Below are 16,999 nucleotides of genomic sequence, written 5' to 3'. Positions count from 1 at the left end.
TCGCACGCTGTCGGGTTTGTCCGGGCCGCGACTTTCCGCGCACCCGATTGTCGGAATGGACGCCTGCCCCGCGCAGCCATCCGAGGGCCGGCGCTACCCGCCACCGATCCCCTCAGGCGTGCACGCGGATGAAATCCTGCCCCCAGCGTTCGGCGCGCGGCGAACAGCCGGACAGCGAGGCCTGCACCTCGGGCACGGTGAAAAAGGTCTGTTCGTGCAGATAGGGATGGGTCATGCGGCCGACGTCCCGTGCATCGTGGCTGAGGTCGACGATGCGGCCGTCTATCAGATTGAACTGGTGCTCGAAATGGCCGCGTATCGCGCCGCCGAACACATAGCGCATGAACAGCGAGCCGAACTTGCACGACCCGGACAGATCGTCCGGCTGCGCCAGGGCCCGTTCGCCCGCCAGTTCGCACCAGCGCTCGAACACGAATGACTTGGCCAGCGCGAAGCGCGCGTAACTGTAGTCGAGGCGGGATTCGCCACTGCAGGTCCAGTCGATGAAGTCCATGGATACGGGTGGTGCCGCCAGCGAAGCGCGACATCGGTAATGAACACGATACTCATCGATGCAAGGTTCGCGCCTGCATACTGCATCCGCCCGATTTTCCCGGTGACGAGCGGATCAGTCCGCGCCCAGCGGCGCCGCCTCGCGCAGCGCTTCGCGCACGCGCAGCACCGACCGCGGGTCCAGCCCGTGAGCCCTTGTCTGATCGGCACACAGCGCACCGCGGAAACCGAGGTAGTCGGGCCGCAGCGTCATCAGTTCAGCGACATGATGCAGGCGCAGCGATCCGGCCAGCCCGCACAGCAGCCCGCGGGCGCGCGCGCGGGCAACGAAGTCTGCCAGCCAGTCGCGGCTCGCCACATCCGGCAGGCTCAAGCCAGCCTTGTGCGCGGTATCCACCATCACGCCGTCGAAATCCGCCTCGGCCACCGCATCGACCAGATCGACGGGCGGCGCGAGATCGGCGAACACGACGGCGATGCGCCGCACGCCGGACAAGGAGCGCAGCCCGGCCAGGCAGGCGTGCACCGGGGCGTAGTCGCGACCTCCGCGCACCCAGTCCGGCGGAAACAGTCCGGCCTTGACGTAATCGACACCGGTCGCGGCGACATCCGCCATCGCCGCCTGCACGGCGGCGGCATCCGCTTCGACATTGCCGGCCGTGGCACTGGTCGCCACCCGCCCGGCGACGAAGTTCACCACCGCCCGTATGTCATCGACCGGCAGGGCACCGAGCGCGCCGTCGGCGGGTTGCTTGAGGTCGATCAGATCGACACCGGCATCGAACACGATGCGCGCCTCATCGAGATCGCGCACACTGGCCAGCATGCGCATCACGGCTTCGCTCCCGCGCGATGCGACTCTATCCGTTCGACCAGCCAGCGCCACGCCTCCAGTTCGTGCGGACCTGCGGTCTTGTCGATGGCGATCTGCAGATAGGCCAGTTCGGCATCGATCTTGTCCATCGGCAACATGTGCAGGCGGCTGACCAGGATGGCGGCTTCGATCACCGCAGAACGCGCCCGGTTGAAACCCGGAAACACGCCGTGGCTTTCTTCATGCACGGTCCGGCACAGCAGGCGCGGACGCACCGGGTCGTCCTCGACCTCGACCAGTTCCAGCTCGCGGTGCGCCAGCGTATCGACCAGTCGCGCACAGCCGATCCTCTCGGCCGCCTGTACCGGCCAGTCGCGACGCCCGGTCAATGTGCCGGCGAAAACGCGTACGTCGTCGGTGAAATTCACCACCGCGATGCGCGTCGCCAGCAGGTTGTCCAGCGTGCCGGACGGCCGGAACGGCGCCAGCACGGTCAGTCCGCGTTCTTCGCGTACGCCCAGCGGCGTGATGTGGGTCCGTCCCTGCACATCCACCGTAGTCAGTATGGTTTCCCAGATCATGATTCGCTCTCGCCGGGCGGCGCCGGCGTCGTGTTGCTGTGTTCACCCGCGCTCGGGGTGCCGGTCGCACCGGCGGCACGGCGCTTCGCTTTGCGCTGCAGCGTGGTGCCGGGCGCGCAATGGGCCATCAGGTCCTGTTCCTTCTTCTCGACCGCGGCCCCCCACAGCAGTTCTTCGTCCTGCGCATACCTCCGCCCGAGCTGCCAGGCGATCTGGGCGCGCGCCAGTTCGACACCCAGGTAAAAGGCATGCCCGCCGTCATCGGCCACGTTCAGGCCGGGATACAGTGCAAACGGATCAGTGCTCACCTGCATGCCGTCGCGGTTGTAGATGTGTATGCCCTGCTCGCTGATCTGTATGCGGAAATTCGGGTCGCGCACCGCAGCCGCCAGGTCCGCGATCTCCTGTGGCGTATCGGTGAAAGGACGACGCTGGTGCGTGGTCATCAGATCGTCGGAGTAGTCGCGCGGCAGCGCATTGTCGTCGCGCGCGGCATACATGATGCGGCGCGCGATGTCCGCTTCCTTCACCGCGCGGCGCGCGTGCGGACTGACTTCGGTTGCCAGCACGGCGCCGACGCGCAGCTCGGAAATGATGCCGAACAGCAGTGCGTTGATGCCACTGGTGTCGGCATCGGTCAGTTCGGTCAGATTGCCCACGCCCATCATCATGGGAATGTCCGGATGCGTGCGCCGCAGGTCGTGGTAGCGCACGATGGACGATGTAAAGCCGAAATGGATGGGCTCGATGATGGGATCGGCGTAGAACGGCTCGCCACGTGCCAGCATGATGTCCACCGCGTCGCGCAGCGAATCCAGATCGCCCGGCGTATCCGGGATGAGCACCGGAATGGCGTCGACCTCGTCCGCCACCCACAGCGTGCTCTTCTTCAGGCTGAGCAGGTAGTCGGCACCGGCGCGCGCGCCGCGCAGCAGGTCGTCGGTATTCAGCGAATCGATGCTCACCTGGAAGCCTTCGTCCTTGAGCGCACGTATGCAGTCTTCCATGTGCGGAAAGGGCGTGTCAGGCAGGCAACCGATGTCAACCACATCGGCACCGTCACGCCGGTAACGGCGCGCGGTCGCCAGCACCTGGTCGACACCGACCTGCGGCGCATCGACGATTTCCGCGAAGATGAGCACGTCGTGACGGTCGAGCACCCGCTTCTTCGCCTTGCGGCCGAAGTGCACCGGCAGATCCTTCACCTCGTCCGGACCGCGCTGCACCGGAATGCCGTAATGGCGCGACAGATCATCCAGGTCGCCGCGGCAACGGCCGGGCACGATGATGCGGTCGGCATCGACCGGCGCCGGCAGACGGCGCCGTATGAGGTCGGCCGTCATCAGGCCGGCCACATTGATGCCGACATCGAGCACGCTGGGCACGAAAGGCAGAGGCTGCATGTCATCGAGGATGCGATGCAGGCTCTTGTACGCGAGATGCCCGGTCAGGAAGAGGATGCGCTCGCCGGGGCGGGCGACGGCTTGGTCAGACATGCCAGTCTTTGCTTGAGTGCGCTTGCCAGCGCCTCCACGCTGTTGACCACGGTGACGCCTTCGAATTCGGCGAGCCGGGCGGTGTGCGCGAGATCGATCGCGCGCGGATAGAGGGTGACCCATTCGCTGGGCGATTCGGTCACCACCACCGGTTCGTTGTCGCATGCGAACACGATGACGGGAATGCGCAGCTTGCCGGCCTGGGCGAAGATGTTCGTCACCAGCGTATCGGAAATGCCACAGGCGCACTTGGCTACCGTGTTGGAAGTGGCCGGAGCCACCACCACCGTGTGGTACTGCCCCTGATAGAACAGGCCGACCGGGGCGGCACTGGCCGTGCTGTCGCGGAACACGCGGTAGCGCTTCTTCATGTCGGCCAGCGGATAGCCATACATGTTCAGCACCTCCTCGCCGGCGCGCGACATGAACAGATCCACGCCGTGCGCGTCGGCATCCGCGGGTACGACGCCCGACAGTGCATCGATGAGCGCCAGCGATTCCTTCAGGAAGTGGCCGGATCCGGTCAGCCCCCACGCGATGCGCGCGTCGGGCAGCACCTCGGCTTCATCCGGAATGTCCTGCATGCGTGGGTCAGTAGCCATCACCCGCCTGCGTGTCAGTATCGATATCCAGTCTTTTCATCTTGCGATAAACGGTGTTGCGGCTCACGCCCAGTTCGCGCGCGAGCCCGGCGATATTCCAGCGATGGCGGCGCAGTTCGGCAAGCAGCGCGTCGCGCTCGGCCGACTGCAGCGGGTTCAGGTTGCTGGTCGGCGCCGCGGGCATATCGCCCGGCGCGGCACCCGGGGATGTCCCGCCCGTCGCGACCGCCGCCGGCTCCGGCGCTTCCATCAGTTCGGCCGGCATGTCGCGCAACGTGATTTCGCCACCGTCGGACATGGCAACCAGAGTACGCAGCACATAGCGCATCTGCCGGATATTGCCCGGCCAGCGATAGCGGTCCAGCACCTGCATGGCGGCCTGGCCGATGCGCACCGGCGGATGCCGACCCGCGTTTTCCTCGGCCAGACAGCGCTCGATCAGCGCACGCCGGTCGGTCCGTTCGCGCAGCGGCGGCAAGGTCACTTCCATGCCACGCAGTCGGTAGTACAGGTCTTCGCGGAAATGACCCTCGCGCACCATGGCGCGCAGGTCGCGGTGCGTCGCGCACACCAGTTGCAGGTCGACCGGCACCGCGTTCTCCGCGCCGAGCGGGGTCACCTTGCGCTCTTCCAGCACGCGCAACAGCCGGGCCTGGAGCTGCAGCGGCATGTCGCCGATCTCGTCCAGGAACAGCGTGCCGCCGTCCGCCTGCAACACCTTGCCGCGCCGGCCGTCGCGGTTGGCACCGGTGAAGGCGCCCTGCTTGTAGCCGAACAGTTCCGACTCGATCAGCGACTCCGGCAGCGATGCGCAGTTGATCGCGACAAAAGGCCCGCGCGCCCGCTGGCTGGACGAATGGAAGGCACGCGCAAACACTTCCTTGCCGGATCCGGTCTCGCCGAGAATGAGCAGCGGGATGTCGCGATCCAGGATGCGCATCGCACTGTGCACATTGCCGGCCATGCGCAGATCACCCAGGTCCAGTTCCGCCAACGCCTGGGCCGCCGAGGCTGATTCCGAGCGCGAACCCGACTGGTTGCGATTGCGAGCGGGCTGCTGCGCCAGCACATGCCAGGTCTGGTGCTGCGGCATCGACAGCGTGAGCGGATGAAAGCCCGCACGATAGCTGCGCGACAGCAGTTCCGGCAACGACTGACCGAAGAACTCGGTCACGTCGCGGCCGAGCAGCGTTTCGCCCTCGGGTGCGAGCAGTTCGAAACCGGTGTGGTTGGCTTCGACGATTTCGCCTTCCGGCGTCAGCGCCAGCATGCCCTCCACTGCGGTGGACACGCGCCCGGCATGAGCGTGGAAGCGGATCAGGTAATCGGTGGCGTGACGAGCGCGAAAGGCACGGTGTTCGATCACCCGCGCCGAGCGCTCGACCAGCGCGCGCAACGCGCGCGCGCCACCCGGCGACAGCGAACAGACGGCCAGCACGGCCGCCACCTCACCCACGCCGTCATAGATGGGCGCACCGGCGCAGATCATGTCGATATGACGCGCGAAGAAATGCTCCTCGCGTGAAATCACCAGCGAATGGCGTTCGGTCAGGACGGTGCCTATGCCGTTGGTGCCCTGCAGATCCTCGCTCCAGCGTGCGCCCTCGACCAGCCCGCGCAGCGAGGCCTCGCGTGCAAAGCCGGGATGGCGGACCACACTGACGATGACGCCTTCGGCGTCGGCCAGCACCAGCGCCGAACTGGGATCGTCGAGCTGGCGGTGCAGAGCCTGCATTTCGGGCACCGCCGAATCCATCACCTCGCCGAGCTTGTCGCCGCGCTCGCGCCAGGCCTGCGGCTGCAGCGCGGGCTGGGTGTCTTCCGATGCGGGATCCAGCCCCAGCTCGTGAAAGCATCGCAGCCAGGATCGGGCCACGAGTTCGTGCCCGGCGGGGCGCTGTGGACGGCTGATGATGGCGTGTACCGAACGGACGTGTTCAGCCACCTGATTGGTAGAAACCATGTGTTCGAACCCAGGGAACCGGTAAGCGCTCTTCGGGCTGCCGACGGTCGATTGCACACGCATCGTCCTCCGGCAGGCGATCCGGGTGGCCGCATCGCGGCCGGCCCGGAAAAAGCGCCCAATGGTACCACCCCGGCGGGAAGCGTTCACGGGCCGCCCCGGGCAGACCCCCAGGGGGCGCCCGCTTGCACCGCTCAGTCGTAGATGTCGGTCGACATGGCGCCGGGCTCGGCACCGGACGCCAGCAGATGGGCCACGGCCAGACGCTGCCTGCGGAACACCGCCCAGTAAAGCGCGTTGAAGCCCGAGCGGTCGATTTCGTTCGGATCGAAGCCGGCGGCAAGCAACTGGTCCATGACGCCGATATGGCCCAGGTAGGCAGCAAGCGACAGCGCGTGCCGCCCGAGTTCGCGGTCGTATTGCAGGAAGTCGGGCCGGTGTCGCAGCAGTTCCGCGATCACCTCGCCACGATCCATGAGCACGGCATCGATCAATGGCACATGGCCGTTCGCGCTTTTCACATCAACATCCGCACCCGCTCTCAGCAACAGCGCCACCACCGCATGGTGGCCGGCCAGCGTCGCGCCACCCAGAGGGGTGAAACCGGATGCTCCGCGCCGATTGACATCGGCACCGGCGGCGATCAATGCGCGCACCAGATTCAGCTCACCCGCCGAGGCCGCGCGGGCGAGCACGCTGTCGCCCAGCACATCGCGCACATTCGGCTGCGCGCCCGCCTTGAGCAGACGGGACACCGCGGCCCAGTCGCCGCGGCGTGCCGCCGACAGCATCGCGTAATCGCTTGCGCGGTAGTCGCGTACGTCCGGATCGCTGGCAGCGCGCCGGATATCCGCGTACTGCATCGCCGTCGCGGGCATGCGATCTCGCGGGCGCGGCGCTTCCCTGATCGCGCCCACCCACTCCTGCGGCAGTTCCTGAGCGTGCACACCGGACGCGAACAGCGTCGCACAACAAAGCGCGATCAGAGAAAGGGATTTTGACGATTTCATCATGAGGCATCTCCGGCGACATCGACGCCGCCTTCCCTGGCGCGCAAGGCCGCGACCCGCGCCACCGCCTGGGCACGGTTGGTCACGTCCAGCTTGCGCAGGATTTTCTGGATATGGTTTTTCACGGTGAGCGGACTGATATCGAGGATCTGTCCGATCTCGTGATTGGTCTTTCCTTCGCGCACCCATTCGAGCACCTGGAGTTCGCGCGCACTGAGCGAAATCGGCAGCGGATTGCGGCTGCGCGGTCGGGCACCGTTTTCCGCGCGTTCGAACTCGTTCACGCGCAGCAGCGCCAGATGCAGATGAGGCATCAGCAGTTCGATGCGGCGCGCATCATGCAGTGTCGGCGCAAGCGGCAAGCCAAGCAGCGCGAAGAAGGTGGATTGTTCCCCCCTCACCTCGCGGCATCCGTGGGCCAGCGCGTGCGTCAGTTGCAAGGACGACAATGTGCGGCCGACCGGCGTGTGGTCCGCACCCTGGGCACTGATCAACGGTTCGCGCGCCCCCTGGCGCCAGCTTTCGAGCAGGCGCGAAATCAGCCCGCCCGCCGGATCGGTCAGGCGGGACTCGAAATCCGGTGCCAGCACAGTGCGCGAAAACACCATCGCGCGGAAATCCAGTCGCTCGATGTCGCCACACGCACACACCATGATTTCGTGCGGCAACAACGCCTGCAAGGAGCCCTGTGCCCACAGGAAGAACTGGAAGCGTTTCACCACGCGTATGGACGTTTCGATCGTGAACAGCAATTGCTGCGAATCGATCTGACCGCGGTCGAGCGGATCTGCCATGGTGGAGGAGAGGAGCTGCAACGCGTTGACTGTTGTTGTGATCGGTACGCACGCACATGAGTGATACCGACCGCGGCCGCTCGCCCCAAGCGGGGCCGGGCCCCTGACCCAGCGGATGCGTCATGCAAGCAACACATGACCTGATGTAAGCAGGACCGAAGTTTTGCAGCCAAATGTTGCAAGGCGGTGAAACAGGGTCACCGCACCGGGTCGTCCGCGCGAGACACGCGCAAACGGCTGAGTTCCAGAACGGAAAGCGAGGGAAGCGAGCGCCCTCGGGACGCCCGCTCGGGTCGAGGCAGGGATGACGTTCCGCACCGGCGGGTAGCGGTTCCGTGCCGCTTCGGCCAGCGGCTGCCCTTGCCCGCCTGAGGTATCGCCCGCAGGATCCGGGCGCGCCGCCGGCCAGGCACCGGGCGACCGGCCCTGCTCAAGGCTGATCGAGACTGCCCATCGCCCGCGGCCAGGTGACGATGCCCCACGGCAGCTTCTTGTCCTCGATACGGCCGGTCACTTCCAGCTTCTGCGCGTCGACCACCACCACCGCATCGGAGCGGCCGCACACCACCAGAATCTTTTGCTCATCCGGAGTGAAGCTGAAATGCCAGCAACGATCCGCATCCAGCGGCACGTCCTTGATCTTGGAGAAGGTTTTCGCGTCGAACACTTCAAGCATCCTGGCGCGCGACGTGGCCACGAAAAGCCGCTCGCCCTTGCGGTCGAACGCCACGCCATAGGGCGTCTCGCCGGTGGCAACCGCCTTCACCGGATCGAGCTTGTCGTCGAGCACCAGCACGTTGTTGCTCAGTTCCAGCGTGGCAACGAAGGTCTTGCCATCGGGTGACAGCTTGATGCCGCGCGGACGCGTGCCGTACTTGGCGACATCCACCTTCTTCAGCAGCTTGCCGGTCCTGATGTCGTGCAGCGTCAGCGTGTTGTCGGCTTCATTGGTCACCACCAGACGCTTGCCATCGGAGGTGAATTCGATGCCTTCGGTTTCCGGGCCGCCGACGATGTTGCGGATCACCTTGCCCTTCTTCAGGTCGACGACCGCCACCTTGGCCGGTTCCTTGCCGTCGTCGTCATCGTCATCATGAGCACCGCCCTTGCCATCCGCCTTCCCGTCATCGTCCTTCTTGTCAGCACCGCCCTTGGGCGGTGGCCCCAGCTTCGACGTGGGCTCGAAGGACACGAAGGCCATGCCGCCACGCACCCGCACAAATTCAGGGTTCTTGCCTATCCTGATGCGCTTGCTCACCTTGCCGCTGGCCACGTCGATCAGCGCGATGTCGCCGGATTCGCGCACCGCCACCACCAGGGTCTTGCCATCATCGGTGATACCCAGTCCGCGCGGCACCTTGCCCCCCACCTCCATGTCCCCTGTCACCTGCATGGAAGCAAGGTCGATGATGGAAATACCGTCGTTCTGGTTGCTCACATAGGCGGTACCGGCGGCCCGGGAAAGACCTGCCCCGGCCATGAGGGAAAAAAGCACGACCGGCATCAGGCCGCGGCTGGCAAATTTGACTCGCATGGAAAGTCTCCTCGGGATCTTATAGGGGTGCTGGACGATGCGCGGCGCAAAGTATAGAGAGGGCAGCGGCCCTCGGGGTTCAGGATTTCCGCCAAACCCGAGCGGGCCGTCACAGGAAATCATCCCGCAGAAACTCGCGCAGCAGCCCGGGACCGGCAAGGGAAAACATCCCGCACGCAGGCGGCGGTACAATGCAAGGTTTTCCGCAAACCGCATCGACGACCGCCATGGAAGCAGAACGCCTCAACGCCATCGCCAATCACCTGACCGACCTGCAATCGCGGGCCGGCGAACTGCGGAGGTATCTTTGACTACGATGCCAGGGCATCGCGGCTCGAGGAAGTGGAACGCGCGCTGGAAGACCCCAGCGTGTGGAACGACACCGCGCGCGCGCAGGAACTGGGCAAGGAGAAGCACTCGCTCGAAGGCGTGGTGCGCGTACTCGAGTCCATTGATGCGCGCCTGAACGACGCGCGCGAACTGTTCGATCTCGCGCGCGAGGAAGCGGACGAGGACACGGTCGCCGCCATCGAGGCGGACAAGGAGAAGATCGAGGCCGATGTGGCTGGCCTTGAATTCCGCCGCATGTTCAACAACCCGCAGGACCCGAGCAACTGCTTCCTGGAAATCCAGGCCGGCGCAGGCGGCACCGAAGCCCAGGACTGGGCCTCGATGCTGCTGCGCATGTACGTGAAGTACTGCGAGCGCAAGGGCTTCAGCGTCGAGGTGATGGAAGAGTCGGAAGGCGAAGTGGCCGGCATCAAGAGCGCCACGATCAAGGTAAGCGCCGAGTACGCCTATGGCACGCTGCGCACGGAAACCGGCATCCACCGGCTGGTGCGCAAGAGCCCCTTCGATTCGGGCGCGCGCCGCCATACCAGCTTCTCCAGCGTGTTCGTCTACCCCGAGGTCGATGACTCCATCGATATCGAAATCAATCCGGCCGATCTGCGCATCGACACCTTCCGCGCATCGGGTGCCGGTGGCCAGCACATCAACAAGACCGACTCGGCCATCCGCATCACGCACGTACCGACCGGCATCGTCGTGCAGTGCCAGAACGACCGCTCGCAGCACAAGAACAAGGCGGAAGCGATGGCCATGCTGAAGTCGCGGCTGTACGAGGCCGAACTGCGCAAGCGCCAGGCGGCCCAGCAGGCGCTGGAAGACACCAAGAGCGACATCGGCTGGGGCCACCAGATCCGCTCCTACGTGCTGGACCAGAGCCGGATCAAGGACCTGCGTACCAGTCACGAAGTGGGCAACACCCAGGCCGTGCTTGATGGCGATCTCGACGGTTTCATCCAGGCCAGCCTGAAACAGGGCGTCTGACGGTGCGTGTCCTGCTGCGCGCCGTGGCATTCGGCGTCGCACTGAGCTTTGCCGGCCTCGCCCTGCTCGCCTGGGCGCTGCTGTCGACGCACCCGGCGGTCGGCGAGGTTTCGCCGCAGGCGGATGTCGCGGCGCGCGAACAAGCCTTGCGTCATCTCGCGCAGATCGACCCGCGCAAGAGTGCACGCAGCCGGCCGATCCGCCTCGGCAGCCAGGATGTGCAGGCGATGCTCGCGTGGGCCAGCCAAAGGTTCGGCCATGCCGACACCCGTACTGCCGCGCGCATGGACCGCGACATCCTGATCATCACGCTGGCGCACCCGCTGGGTGGGAGCTTCTGGCTCAACGGCGAACTGGAAATGGTGTCGCGAGCCGGCATGCTCGATATGGACCGCCTGAGCATAGGCACCCTCGATCTGCCCCGCGCCGCCGCGGATGCGCTGATCTCGGCTATCGGCCCTGCGTTGCTCGCCCGCACGGGCCTCACGCTGGATCCGCTGGCACTTGCAGAAGCGCGCAAGGCGGTGCGCATCGAGCGCGGGCAGATGCTGATCGATCACAGCCGCGGGCGGATCGCGGCTCGCGATGGCTTGCGCATGCTGTTTCCTCCCGGCGAGGTGGAGCGCGTCGCGGCCTATTACGCCGAACTTCACGGTGCGGTCATTGCGCTGTCGAATGCGCGTGCGCGCCGACAGGACACGCTGCTCGTGCCGATGCAGAAGCTGTTCGCGCTCGCAGTCAAGCGCGGCGGCGACCTGCGCAACGAACAGCGCTCCGCGCTGCTGGTGCTGGCGCTTCATGTGACCGGCCGATCGCCGGCCAGCCTGTTCCCGGAGGCCGAAAGCTGGCTGCCGGTACCGCCGCGCCCGCTTACATTGCGCGGCCGCGAGGACATGGCACAGCATCTGGTCGGCTCCGCGCTGATCGCAGCCCATGCGGGCACGGCATGGGCCGACACGATAGGTTTGTCGAAGGAGGTGCGCGATGCACGCAGCGGCAGCGGCTTTTCCTTCACCGACCTGATGGCCGACCGCGCCGGCACACGTCTCGGCGAACGCATTGCCGCGGGCGATGCGCGCGTGGCCCGCGTGCTCGCGCAACTGTCCGATGCCGGCCAGTTGCTGCCGGAGCTGGACGGCCTGGCCGAATTCATGCCGGAGGCGGAATTCCGTCGCCGCTTCGGCGGCGTCGGAACGCCGGCCTACCAGGCGGTCATGACCGACATCGACGCGCGCATCGGCGCGCTGGAGATCTATCAGTGAGCGCTGACTTGAGCGAATTCCTCGCGCCCGGCATCGAGGCGGAAGAAGTACCGGAACTCGACCGCCTGCTGCGCGCGCGGCCCATGCTGTCCGCATTCACGACACTGTTCCACGGCTCGGAAACCGAGGTGCTGCTGCGCGTGATGGTGCTCGGCGAAATCGGCCGCAGCGCCGACATGCCGCGCTGGTCACCGGACGCGCTGCGCGCGCGTTTCGCCTTCATCGACCCGGTCAAGCTGGAAACCGTGCTGCGCCGGCTGCGCGACCACGCGCTGCTGCTGATCGCCGACGGCCAGTACCTGCTGTCCGACGTCGGCCGCAACGCCTGCGCCGCGCTCACCATGCTGCTCGAACTGTCCGGCGACGAGGATGTCGAGCTGGGCTTTCTGACCGCCCAGCTGGCGGGTCTGCAGGCGGTCGACGGCGACACCGGCGAGGCGCTGCAGCAGTTGCTGGGCAAGTTGAACGACCTGACGCTGCACTTCGAGGACGCGATCGCCTCCGGCTCGGAATTCCGCATCCTGTCGGCGCGCCGCAGGCTGGCCGCCAATGCGCGCTGGCTGGATCGCGGCACGCTGCTGCTGCGCGAACTGCTGGCCGACGAGGACATCCCGTTCGAGCGCGCCAGCCTGGCACAGCGCATCGGTCTGGCGCAGTCGCGGCTGGCGCGGGTCGACGCCTCCTTCCAGCGCGCGCTGAACAAGATCGAATCTCAGCGCGTGACGCTCGGCGGCTCCGGCATTTCCTCGTCCGACGTGGCGAACTGGCTGCGCGGGCTGGATGCGGCTGCGCTGGCCGGCCTGTGCGCAGACGCGCTGACGCCCAGCCCCGATCTCACGCTGCTGGCCGGCGGGCACGAACTGCTGGACCGCGCGGAGCCGGCGGCCGCCAACGAACCGGTGCCGGAAGCCGGCGCCTCCATCCTGCCGGCGGCCGATGAAGCGCCGGTCACAGCGGCACCGCAGATGGAAGACCTGCGCCTGCTCGAACTGTTCGGCCAGCGCATCGAGCGGCTGGATGCCCCCTCGTCGCTGGCGGACATCGTGCCGGGCGGCAGCTTCGCCCAGGCCGCCTACCGCATGTCGCTGCTCGCGCTGCTGCGCGACGCCGACGCCGACGGCATGCGCGAGGCGGGCGAAGGCCCGATTGCCGATTTCCTGCGCATGCCGGTCGACGTGCGCTTCAGCGAAGACATCCAGCCGGTGGACGACGCGGACGTCGCCGCCATCACGGTAGGCGAAGTCGCGCCGCGCATGGCAAAACAACCCTGAACCGACGGGAGTGACGATGGAAACAGAACTGCGTACCCTCACCGCCCGCCTGCTGGCGCACCGCTCGATCCCGCGCTCCGACGCGCTGGCTCGCCGCGCGCTGGTCGACGACAGCTTCCGCCACGCACTGGACAACCGGCTCGCCACGGTCGGCCTGCAGTTGCTCGACAATCCCTATGCCGCACATATTGCGGTCGGCCTGGCCGAGGACATGCGTGAGCCGGTGTTCGGTCAGGGCCGCGAGTACGCGGCGTCCAACGTCGGCCTGACGCGCGACGAACTGGCCTGGCTGATGGTGATCTGGGCGCTCATCGTGCTGCCCAAGCGCGAGCGTCAGGTGAACCGCCGCAGCCTGCAGGACGACGGCCAGGACGACATGTTCGGCGCCGAAACACCGGTCGAGCACGGCGAGGCGGTATCGGGCGCGCTGTCCGAAGCGTCGCTGGCGGCCGATTTCGGCAACCGCCTCGGTGGCAAGACCAAACTCAACTTCGCGCTCGGCAAGCTGGCGCGCCTCGGCTTCATCGAACGGCGCGGCGGCCAGGTGCTGGAAGGCCCGCTGCTCGACGTGCTGCTTGACTACCGCATCCTGGCCGACCGCGTCATCCACGGCACACTGGCCGACGTACTGGCCGAAGCGGGCCATCGCCTGCCCACCGCGAACGCCTTCGAGCTGGCGCAGGCCGACGAGGACGGCGAAGAATGATGCGCTCCTTGCGTTCTGCGTGCACGCATCCGCACGCGGCGGGCGGCGCTGGTCGGAATCGGCGCGCCATCGCCACGGTCCAGGCGGCGGTGACGCCTTCGCCACGACCGCTTCACATGAGCCATCGCGGGCAGCCCCCGTTCCCACGAAACCATCTCCTGCGCTGACAAACCACGACCATGTTCCACATCAAGCAACTCGAACTGGTGCACTGGGATTTCTGGCGCCGCTTCACGCTGCCGCTCGACGCCCAGATCATCACCATCGTCGGCCCCAATGGCTCGGGCAAGACCACGCTGCTCGACGCGCTGCGCACGCTGTTCGCGCTGCGCTGTTCCGGCAAGCGCGACTTCCGCCGCTACGTCCGCCGCGCCGACCGCGACTTCGCGTGGATACGTGCGGTGGTGGCCAACGTGCCGGGCGGCACCGGCAAGCGCCCGTTCTTCCCGTGCATCCACGACGAAGTGACGCTGGCCTGCCGCATCAAGCGCGCTGGCGGTGACTGGACGCGCGACTACGCCATCGTCGACGGCAATGTGGCGATTGAACAACTGGAAGCCGGCAGCGAATGGGCCGGCCTGCGCGACTACCAGAACCGCCTTGCCTGGGGCGGGCTGACACCGGCCATCGCCAAGGTGCTGTCGCTGGAACAGGGCGACACCGACAAACTGTGTGAATACTCGCCGCGCGCGCTGCTCGACCTGGTGTTCGACGTGTTCGGCGACAAGGAGGTGCTGGACAACTACCAGGCCGCGCGTGAGGAACAGAAGAGCGCCGAGCGCGAACTGGAAAGCATAGGCCTTGACCTCGACCGCCTGCGCACCCAGGCCGAGGCCAAGCGCATGGAGGCCGACAACTACCTCGAATGGAAACAGCATTCGGACGAGGCACACGCGCTGGAAGCCGAAATCGTGCCGCGGCTGGAAGTGGCCGAACTGAGCCGCGACATCGAAGGCGAGCGCAGCGGGCTGACGCGGCTGCGTGAAGACCTGCGCAGGCTGCGCGTCGAGCACGACGCCGTGTCGGCGCGGCTGGAATCGGTGAAGAGCGAGCGCGACGCTGCGAAGTCGGCGCTGGACGTGGCACGTGCCGCCGAGAAGACCACCGAGACCGAACAGCTCGGCGCGCACGACGCGCTGCGCGACATCGAGCGCCTGCTCGACGAAGAACGCAAGCTGCGCGAGCGCGTCGCCAGCGAGCATGGCGCCGACGCTCTGGCACTGGAAGCCGAGCACGCCGAGGCGGAATCGACCGCCACGAAACTGGCCGCCGACGAGCGGGCACTGGTGCTGCGCTTCGAAGAGAAGTCCGAGGCGCTGCGTGCGGCACGCGAACGCCGCGGCGCGCCGAGCGACCGCGAAGTGAGCGAATTCCGCGCCGGGCTGGACGAAGCAGGCATCGCGCACAGCGCACTGTCCGACGTGGTCGAGGTGACCGATGCCGCCTGGCAGGCCGCGCTCGAAGCGGTGCTGCGGCCCTACCGCCACCTCATCCTGCTGGAGCGCGAGGACGACCGCCACGCCGCCTGGGCGCTGGGCGAGCGCGCGCGCTTCCGCCACTTCATCGTCGCCGAGCGCGAGAGCGCCACCGCGCCGCGCACCGGTTCGCTGGCCGAAGTCGTGCGCTTCGCCGCGCCGGTGCCGCGCTGGCTGTGCGAGCTGCTGAACCGCATGCAGCGCGTCGATGACGCAGAAGCCGCGCGCACTCTGCCGCGCGACGCCGAGTGGATCACCCGCGACGGCTATCACAAGGAACGCCGCGGCGCCCGCCACCTGGGCCGGCCCGCCGAATTCCACTTCGGCGAACTGGCGCGCCAGGCGCGCATCGCCCAGCTTGGCGCGGACATTGCCGCACTCGACACCCAGCGACGCCAACTGAGTCCGCAACTCGACACCGCGCGCGAACGGCTGAAGGCACTGCGTGCGCGCCTGCTCGGCCTGCAGTCGGCCACGCTGCTGGCCGAACGCAGCGCCGAATTCGCCGCGGCGGCGCAGGCGCAGCCGGCGGCGCGCGAACGCAGCGCAGCCGCCGAAGCGGCACGCGATGCCGCGCGCCGCGAGGTCGAACGGCTGAACGAGAATCTGCGCGGCATCGAGGTCGAATCCGACCGCCGTCGCCGCGAAATCGATGACACCGGTCGCCGCCTGCGCGAACTGAGCCAGGAATCGGCGCCGCGCCGCAACGAGCAGGCGCGCCGCCTGCTGCAGTTGCGTGCGCGCCGTCGCGGCATGCCGGCGCACTGGCTCGACCCGCAGGAACTGGCGCAGCTCGCCGAACGCTATGGCGATGCCCGCGCCGCACGGCGCGAACTGGGCCGCCTGCGTGAACTGCTGGCGCGCGGCGACTGGATCACCGACCCGGCAGCGCTGACGCTGCGCGAGCGCCTGCGCGACGACCTCGCCAAGCGCGAGCAGGATTACGCCGCCCGCCAGGGGTATTGCGCGACCGCACGCCGCCTGACCGACGATGCGCGCGCCGCCTATATCGCCAAGTTGCGCGCCACGGTGCGGCAGTACGCCAAGAACCTGCGCGCACTGGGCGAACTGGCCGGTGTCGGCGTCGACTGCCCGACGCCGCACCTGGATAACGACGACCTGTCTCTGGCCCAGGCCGGGCTGGAGGTGAGCTTCGACTTCGACCGCAAGGGCGCGGTCGGCCTCAACGACGGCGAGGCGTCCGGTGGCCAGCAGGTGATGAAGTCACTCATCCTGCTGATTGCCCTGCTGATGGATGACACCCGACCGGGCGGCTTCGTATTCATCGACGAGCCGTTCGCCCATCTGGACGTCGCCAACATCGACCGCGTCGGTCGCTTCCTCGGCGCCACGCGCGCGCAGTATCTGATCACCACGCCGGTCACGCACAATGCCAATGTGTTCGCGCCGGCGCAGCTTACGCTGGTCACCAGCAAGAAGGCGCCAGGCGAAGGCTGGGCGCCGCCCATAGGCGTACTCAAACGCGCGCGCTGAGCGGCGCATCGTCGGCGCCGCCGGACGATGCGCGCGGGCGGATGCAGCACGTGGATTGTTGCGATGCGTGAAAAGCGGGGCGGAAGCGCGCCTGCGCGCTGCGCTTTTGACACGGCTTAACATAACGGCCGGTGCGAGCGTGACGCCCTGCA

The 16,999-nt window shown here is 67.2% G+C and carries 14 protein-coding genes; 5 read left to right on the top strand and 9 right to left on the bottom strand.

The window, feature by feature from the left end:
- Window positions 1-112 precede the first annotated feature (112 nt).
- The 9 genes from A3Q7_RS0102075 to A3Q7_RS0102035 all read right to left on the bottom strand — a co-directional run bounded on the left by A3Q7_RS0102075 (window position 113) and on the right by A3Q7_RS0102035 (window position 9,307).
- On the bottom strand, window positions 113-514 hold the full coding sequence (locus A3Q7_RS0102075; RefSeq protein WP_018410197.1) for a hypothetical protein: 402 nt from the start codon (window positions 512-514) through the stop codon (window positions 113-115).
- A gap of 114 nt (window positions 515-628) precedes the next feature.
- Window positions 629-1,345: a (5-formylfuran-3-yl)methyl phosphate synthase gene (locus A3Q7_RS0102070; protein WP_018410196.1), complete on the bottom strand. Its 717-nt coding sequence runs from the start codon at window positions 1,343-1,345 to the stop codon at window positions 629-631.
- Complete coding sequence (locus A3Q7_RS0102065; protein WP_018410195.1) at window positions 1,345-1,908, bottom strand: DUF447 domain-containing protein; 564 nt, start codon at window positions 1,906-1,908, stop codon at window positions 1,345-1,347. Before A3Q7_RS0102065 ends, A3Q7_RS0102070 begins: the two co-directional genes overlap by 1 nt.
- Window positions 1,905-3,404, bottom strand: a complete 1,500-nt coding sequence (locus A3Q7_RS0102060; RefSeq protein ID WP_018410194.1) for a DUF6513 domain-containing protein — start codon at window positions 3,402-3,404, stop codon at window positions 1,905-1,907. Before A3Q7_RS0102060 ends, A3Q7_RS0102065 begins: the two co-directional genes overlap by 4 nt.
- On the bottom strand, window positions 3,356-4,006 hold the full coding sequence (locus tag A3Q7_RS19255) for a flavoprotein (protein ID WP_051079103.1): 651 nt from the start codon (window positions 4,004-4,006) through the stop codon (window positions 3,356-3,358). The genes A3Q7_RS0102060 and A3Q7_RS19255 overlap by 49 nt, the downstream gene beginning before the upstream one ends.
- Window positions 3,996-5,969, bottom strand: coding sequence for a sigma-54-dependent Fis family transcriptional regulator (locus A3Q7_RS0102050; RefSeq protein ID WP_018410192.1), 1,974 nt, complete (start codon window positions 5,967-5,969; stop codon window positions 3,996-3,998). Before A3Q7_RS0102050 ends, A3Q7_RS19255 begins: the two co-directional genes overlap by 11 nt.
- A 194-nt stretch (window positions 5,970-6,163) precedes the next feature.
- On the bottom strand, window positions 6,164-6,982 hold the full coding sequence (locus tag A3Q7_RS0102045; RefSeq protein ID WP_232417777.1) for an ankyrin repeat domain-containing protein: 819 nt from the start codon (window positions 6,980-6,982) through the stop codon (window positions 6,164-6,166).
- Window positions 6,979-7,773: an XrtB/PEP-CTERM-associated transcriptional regulator EpsA gene (epsA, locus tag A3Q7_RS0102040; RefSeq protein WP_018410190.1), complete on the bottom strand. Its 795-nt coding sequence runs from the start codon at window positions 7,771-7,773 to the stop codon at window positions 6,979-6,981. Before epsA ends, A3Q7_RS0102045 begins: the two co-directional genes overlap by 4 nt.
- Window positions 7,774-8,203: 430 nt before the next feature.
- Window positions 8,204-9,307, bottom strand: a complete 1,104-nt coding sequence (locus A3Q7_RS0102035; protein ID WP_018410189.1) for a beta-propeller fold lactonase family protein — start codon at window positions 9,305-9,307, stop codon at window positions 8,204-8,206.
- Between the two features lie 227 nt (window positions 9,308-9,534).
- Between A3Q7_RS0102035 and prfB the strand changes: the two genes are divergently transcribed.
- The 5 genes from prfB (at window position 9,535) to A3Q7_RS0102005 (ending at window position 16,847) form a co-directional block, all read left to right on the top strand.
- Window positions 9,535-10,639, top strand: a protein-coding gene (gene prfB, locus A3Q7_RS0102025; RefSeq protein WP_157278068.1) for a peptide chain release factor 2 whose coding sequence is annotated in 2 segments (ribosomal slippage) — window positions 9,535-9,615 and window positions 9,617-10,639 — 1,104 coding nt in all. Because the reading frame shifts where the segments join, the coding sequence is not laid out codon by codon here.
- A gap of 2 nt (window positions 10,640-10,641) precedes the next feature.
- The gene (locus A3Q7_RS0102020) at window positions 10,642-11,901 is read left to right on the top strand and encodes a hypothetical protein (RefSeq protein ID WP_018410186.1); all 1,260 of its coding nucleotides are present in this window, start codon (window positions 10,642-10,644) and stop codon (window positions 11,899-11,901) included.
- Window positions 11,898-13,172: a hypothetical protein gene (locus A3Q7_RS0102015; protein WP_040570662.1), complete on the top strand. Its 1,275-nt coding sequence runs from the start codon at window positions 11,898-11,900 to the stop codon at window positions 13,170-13,172. Before A3Q7_RS0102020 ends, A3Q7_RS0102015 begins: the two co-directional genes overlap by 4 nt.
- 16 nt (window positions 13,173-13,188) lie before the next feature.
- On the top strand, window positions 13,189-13,878 hold the full coding sequence (locus A3Q7_RS0102010) for a hypothetical protein (protein WP_018410184.1): 690 nt from the start codon (window positions 13,189-13,191) through the stop codon (window positions 13,876-13,878).
- A gap of 179 nt (window positions 13,879-14,057) precedes the next feature.
- Window positions 14,058-16,847, top strand: coding sequence for an AAA family ATPase (locus A3Q7_RS0102005; protein ID WP_018410183.1), 2,790 nt, complete (start codon window positions 14,058-14,060; stop codon window positions 16,845-16,847).
- Window positions 16,848-16,999 lie beyond the last annotated feature (152 nt).

The sequence above is a fragment of the Methyloversatilis thermotolerans genome, from assembly GCF_000372885.1.
In the GTDB taxonomy this organism is placed as follows: domain Bacteria; phylum Pseudomonadota; class Gammaproteobacteria; order Burkholderiales; family Rhodocyclaceae; genus Methyloversatilis; species Methyloversatilis thermotolerans.
Note: the sequence above shows the minus strand (reverse complement) of the source record. Positions and strands in the feature narration are given on the sequence as shown.

Excerpts from the sequence above, each read along its gene's own strand:
- A3Q7_RS0102075 (WP_018410197.1), bottom strand. The coding sequence starts at position 514 with ATGGACTTCATCGACTGGACCTGCAGTGGCGAATCCCGCCTCGACTAC.
- A3Q7_RS0102070 (WP_018410196.1), bottom strand. The coding sequence starts at position 1,345 with ATGCGCATGCTGGCCAGTGTGCGCGATCTCGATGAGGCGCGCATCGTG.
- A3Q7_RS0102065 (WP_018410195.1), bottom strand. The coding sequence starts at position 1,908 with ATGATCTGGGAAACCATACTGACTACGGTGGATGTGCAGGGACGGACC.
- A3Q7_RS0102060 (WP_018410194.1), bottom strand. The coding sequence starts at position 3,404 with ATGTCTGACCAAGCCGTCGCCCGCCCCGGCGAGCGCATCCTCTTCCTG.
- A3Q7_RS19255 (WP_051079103.1), bottom strand. The coding sequence starts at position 4,006 with ATGGCTACTGACCCACGCATGCAGGACATTCCGGATGAAGCCGAGGTG.
- A3Q7_RS0102050 (WP_018410192.1), bottom strand. The coding sequence starts at position 5,969 with ATGGTTTCTACCAATCAGGTGGCTGAACACGTCCGTTCGGTACACGCC.
- A3Q7_RS0102045 (WP_232417777.1), bottom strand. The coding sequence starts at position 6,982 with ATGATGAAATCGTCAAAATCCCTTTCTCTGATCGCGCTTTGTTGTGCG.
- epsA (WP_018410190.1), bottom strand. The coding sequence starts at position 7,773 with ATGGCAGATCCGCTCGACCGCGGTCAGATCGATTCGCAGCAATTGCTG.
- A3Q7_RS0102035 (WP_018410189.1), bottom strand. The coding sequence starts at position 9,307 with ATGCGAGTCAAATTTGCCAGCCGCGGCCTGATGCCGGTCGTGCTTTTT.
- A3Q7_RS0102010 (WP_018410184.1), top strand. The coding sequence starts at position 13,189 with ATGGAAACAGAACTGCGTACCCTCACCGCCCGCCTGCTGGCGCACCGC.
- A3Q7_RS0102005 (WP_018410183.1), top strand. The coding sequence starts at position 14,058 with ATGTTCCACATCAAGCAACTCGAACTGGTGCACTGGGATTTCTGGCGC.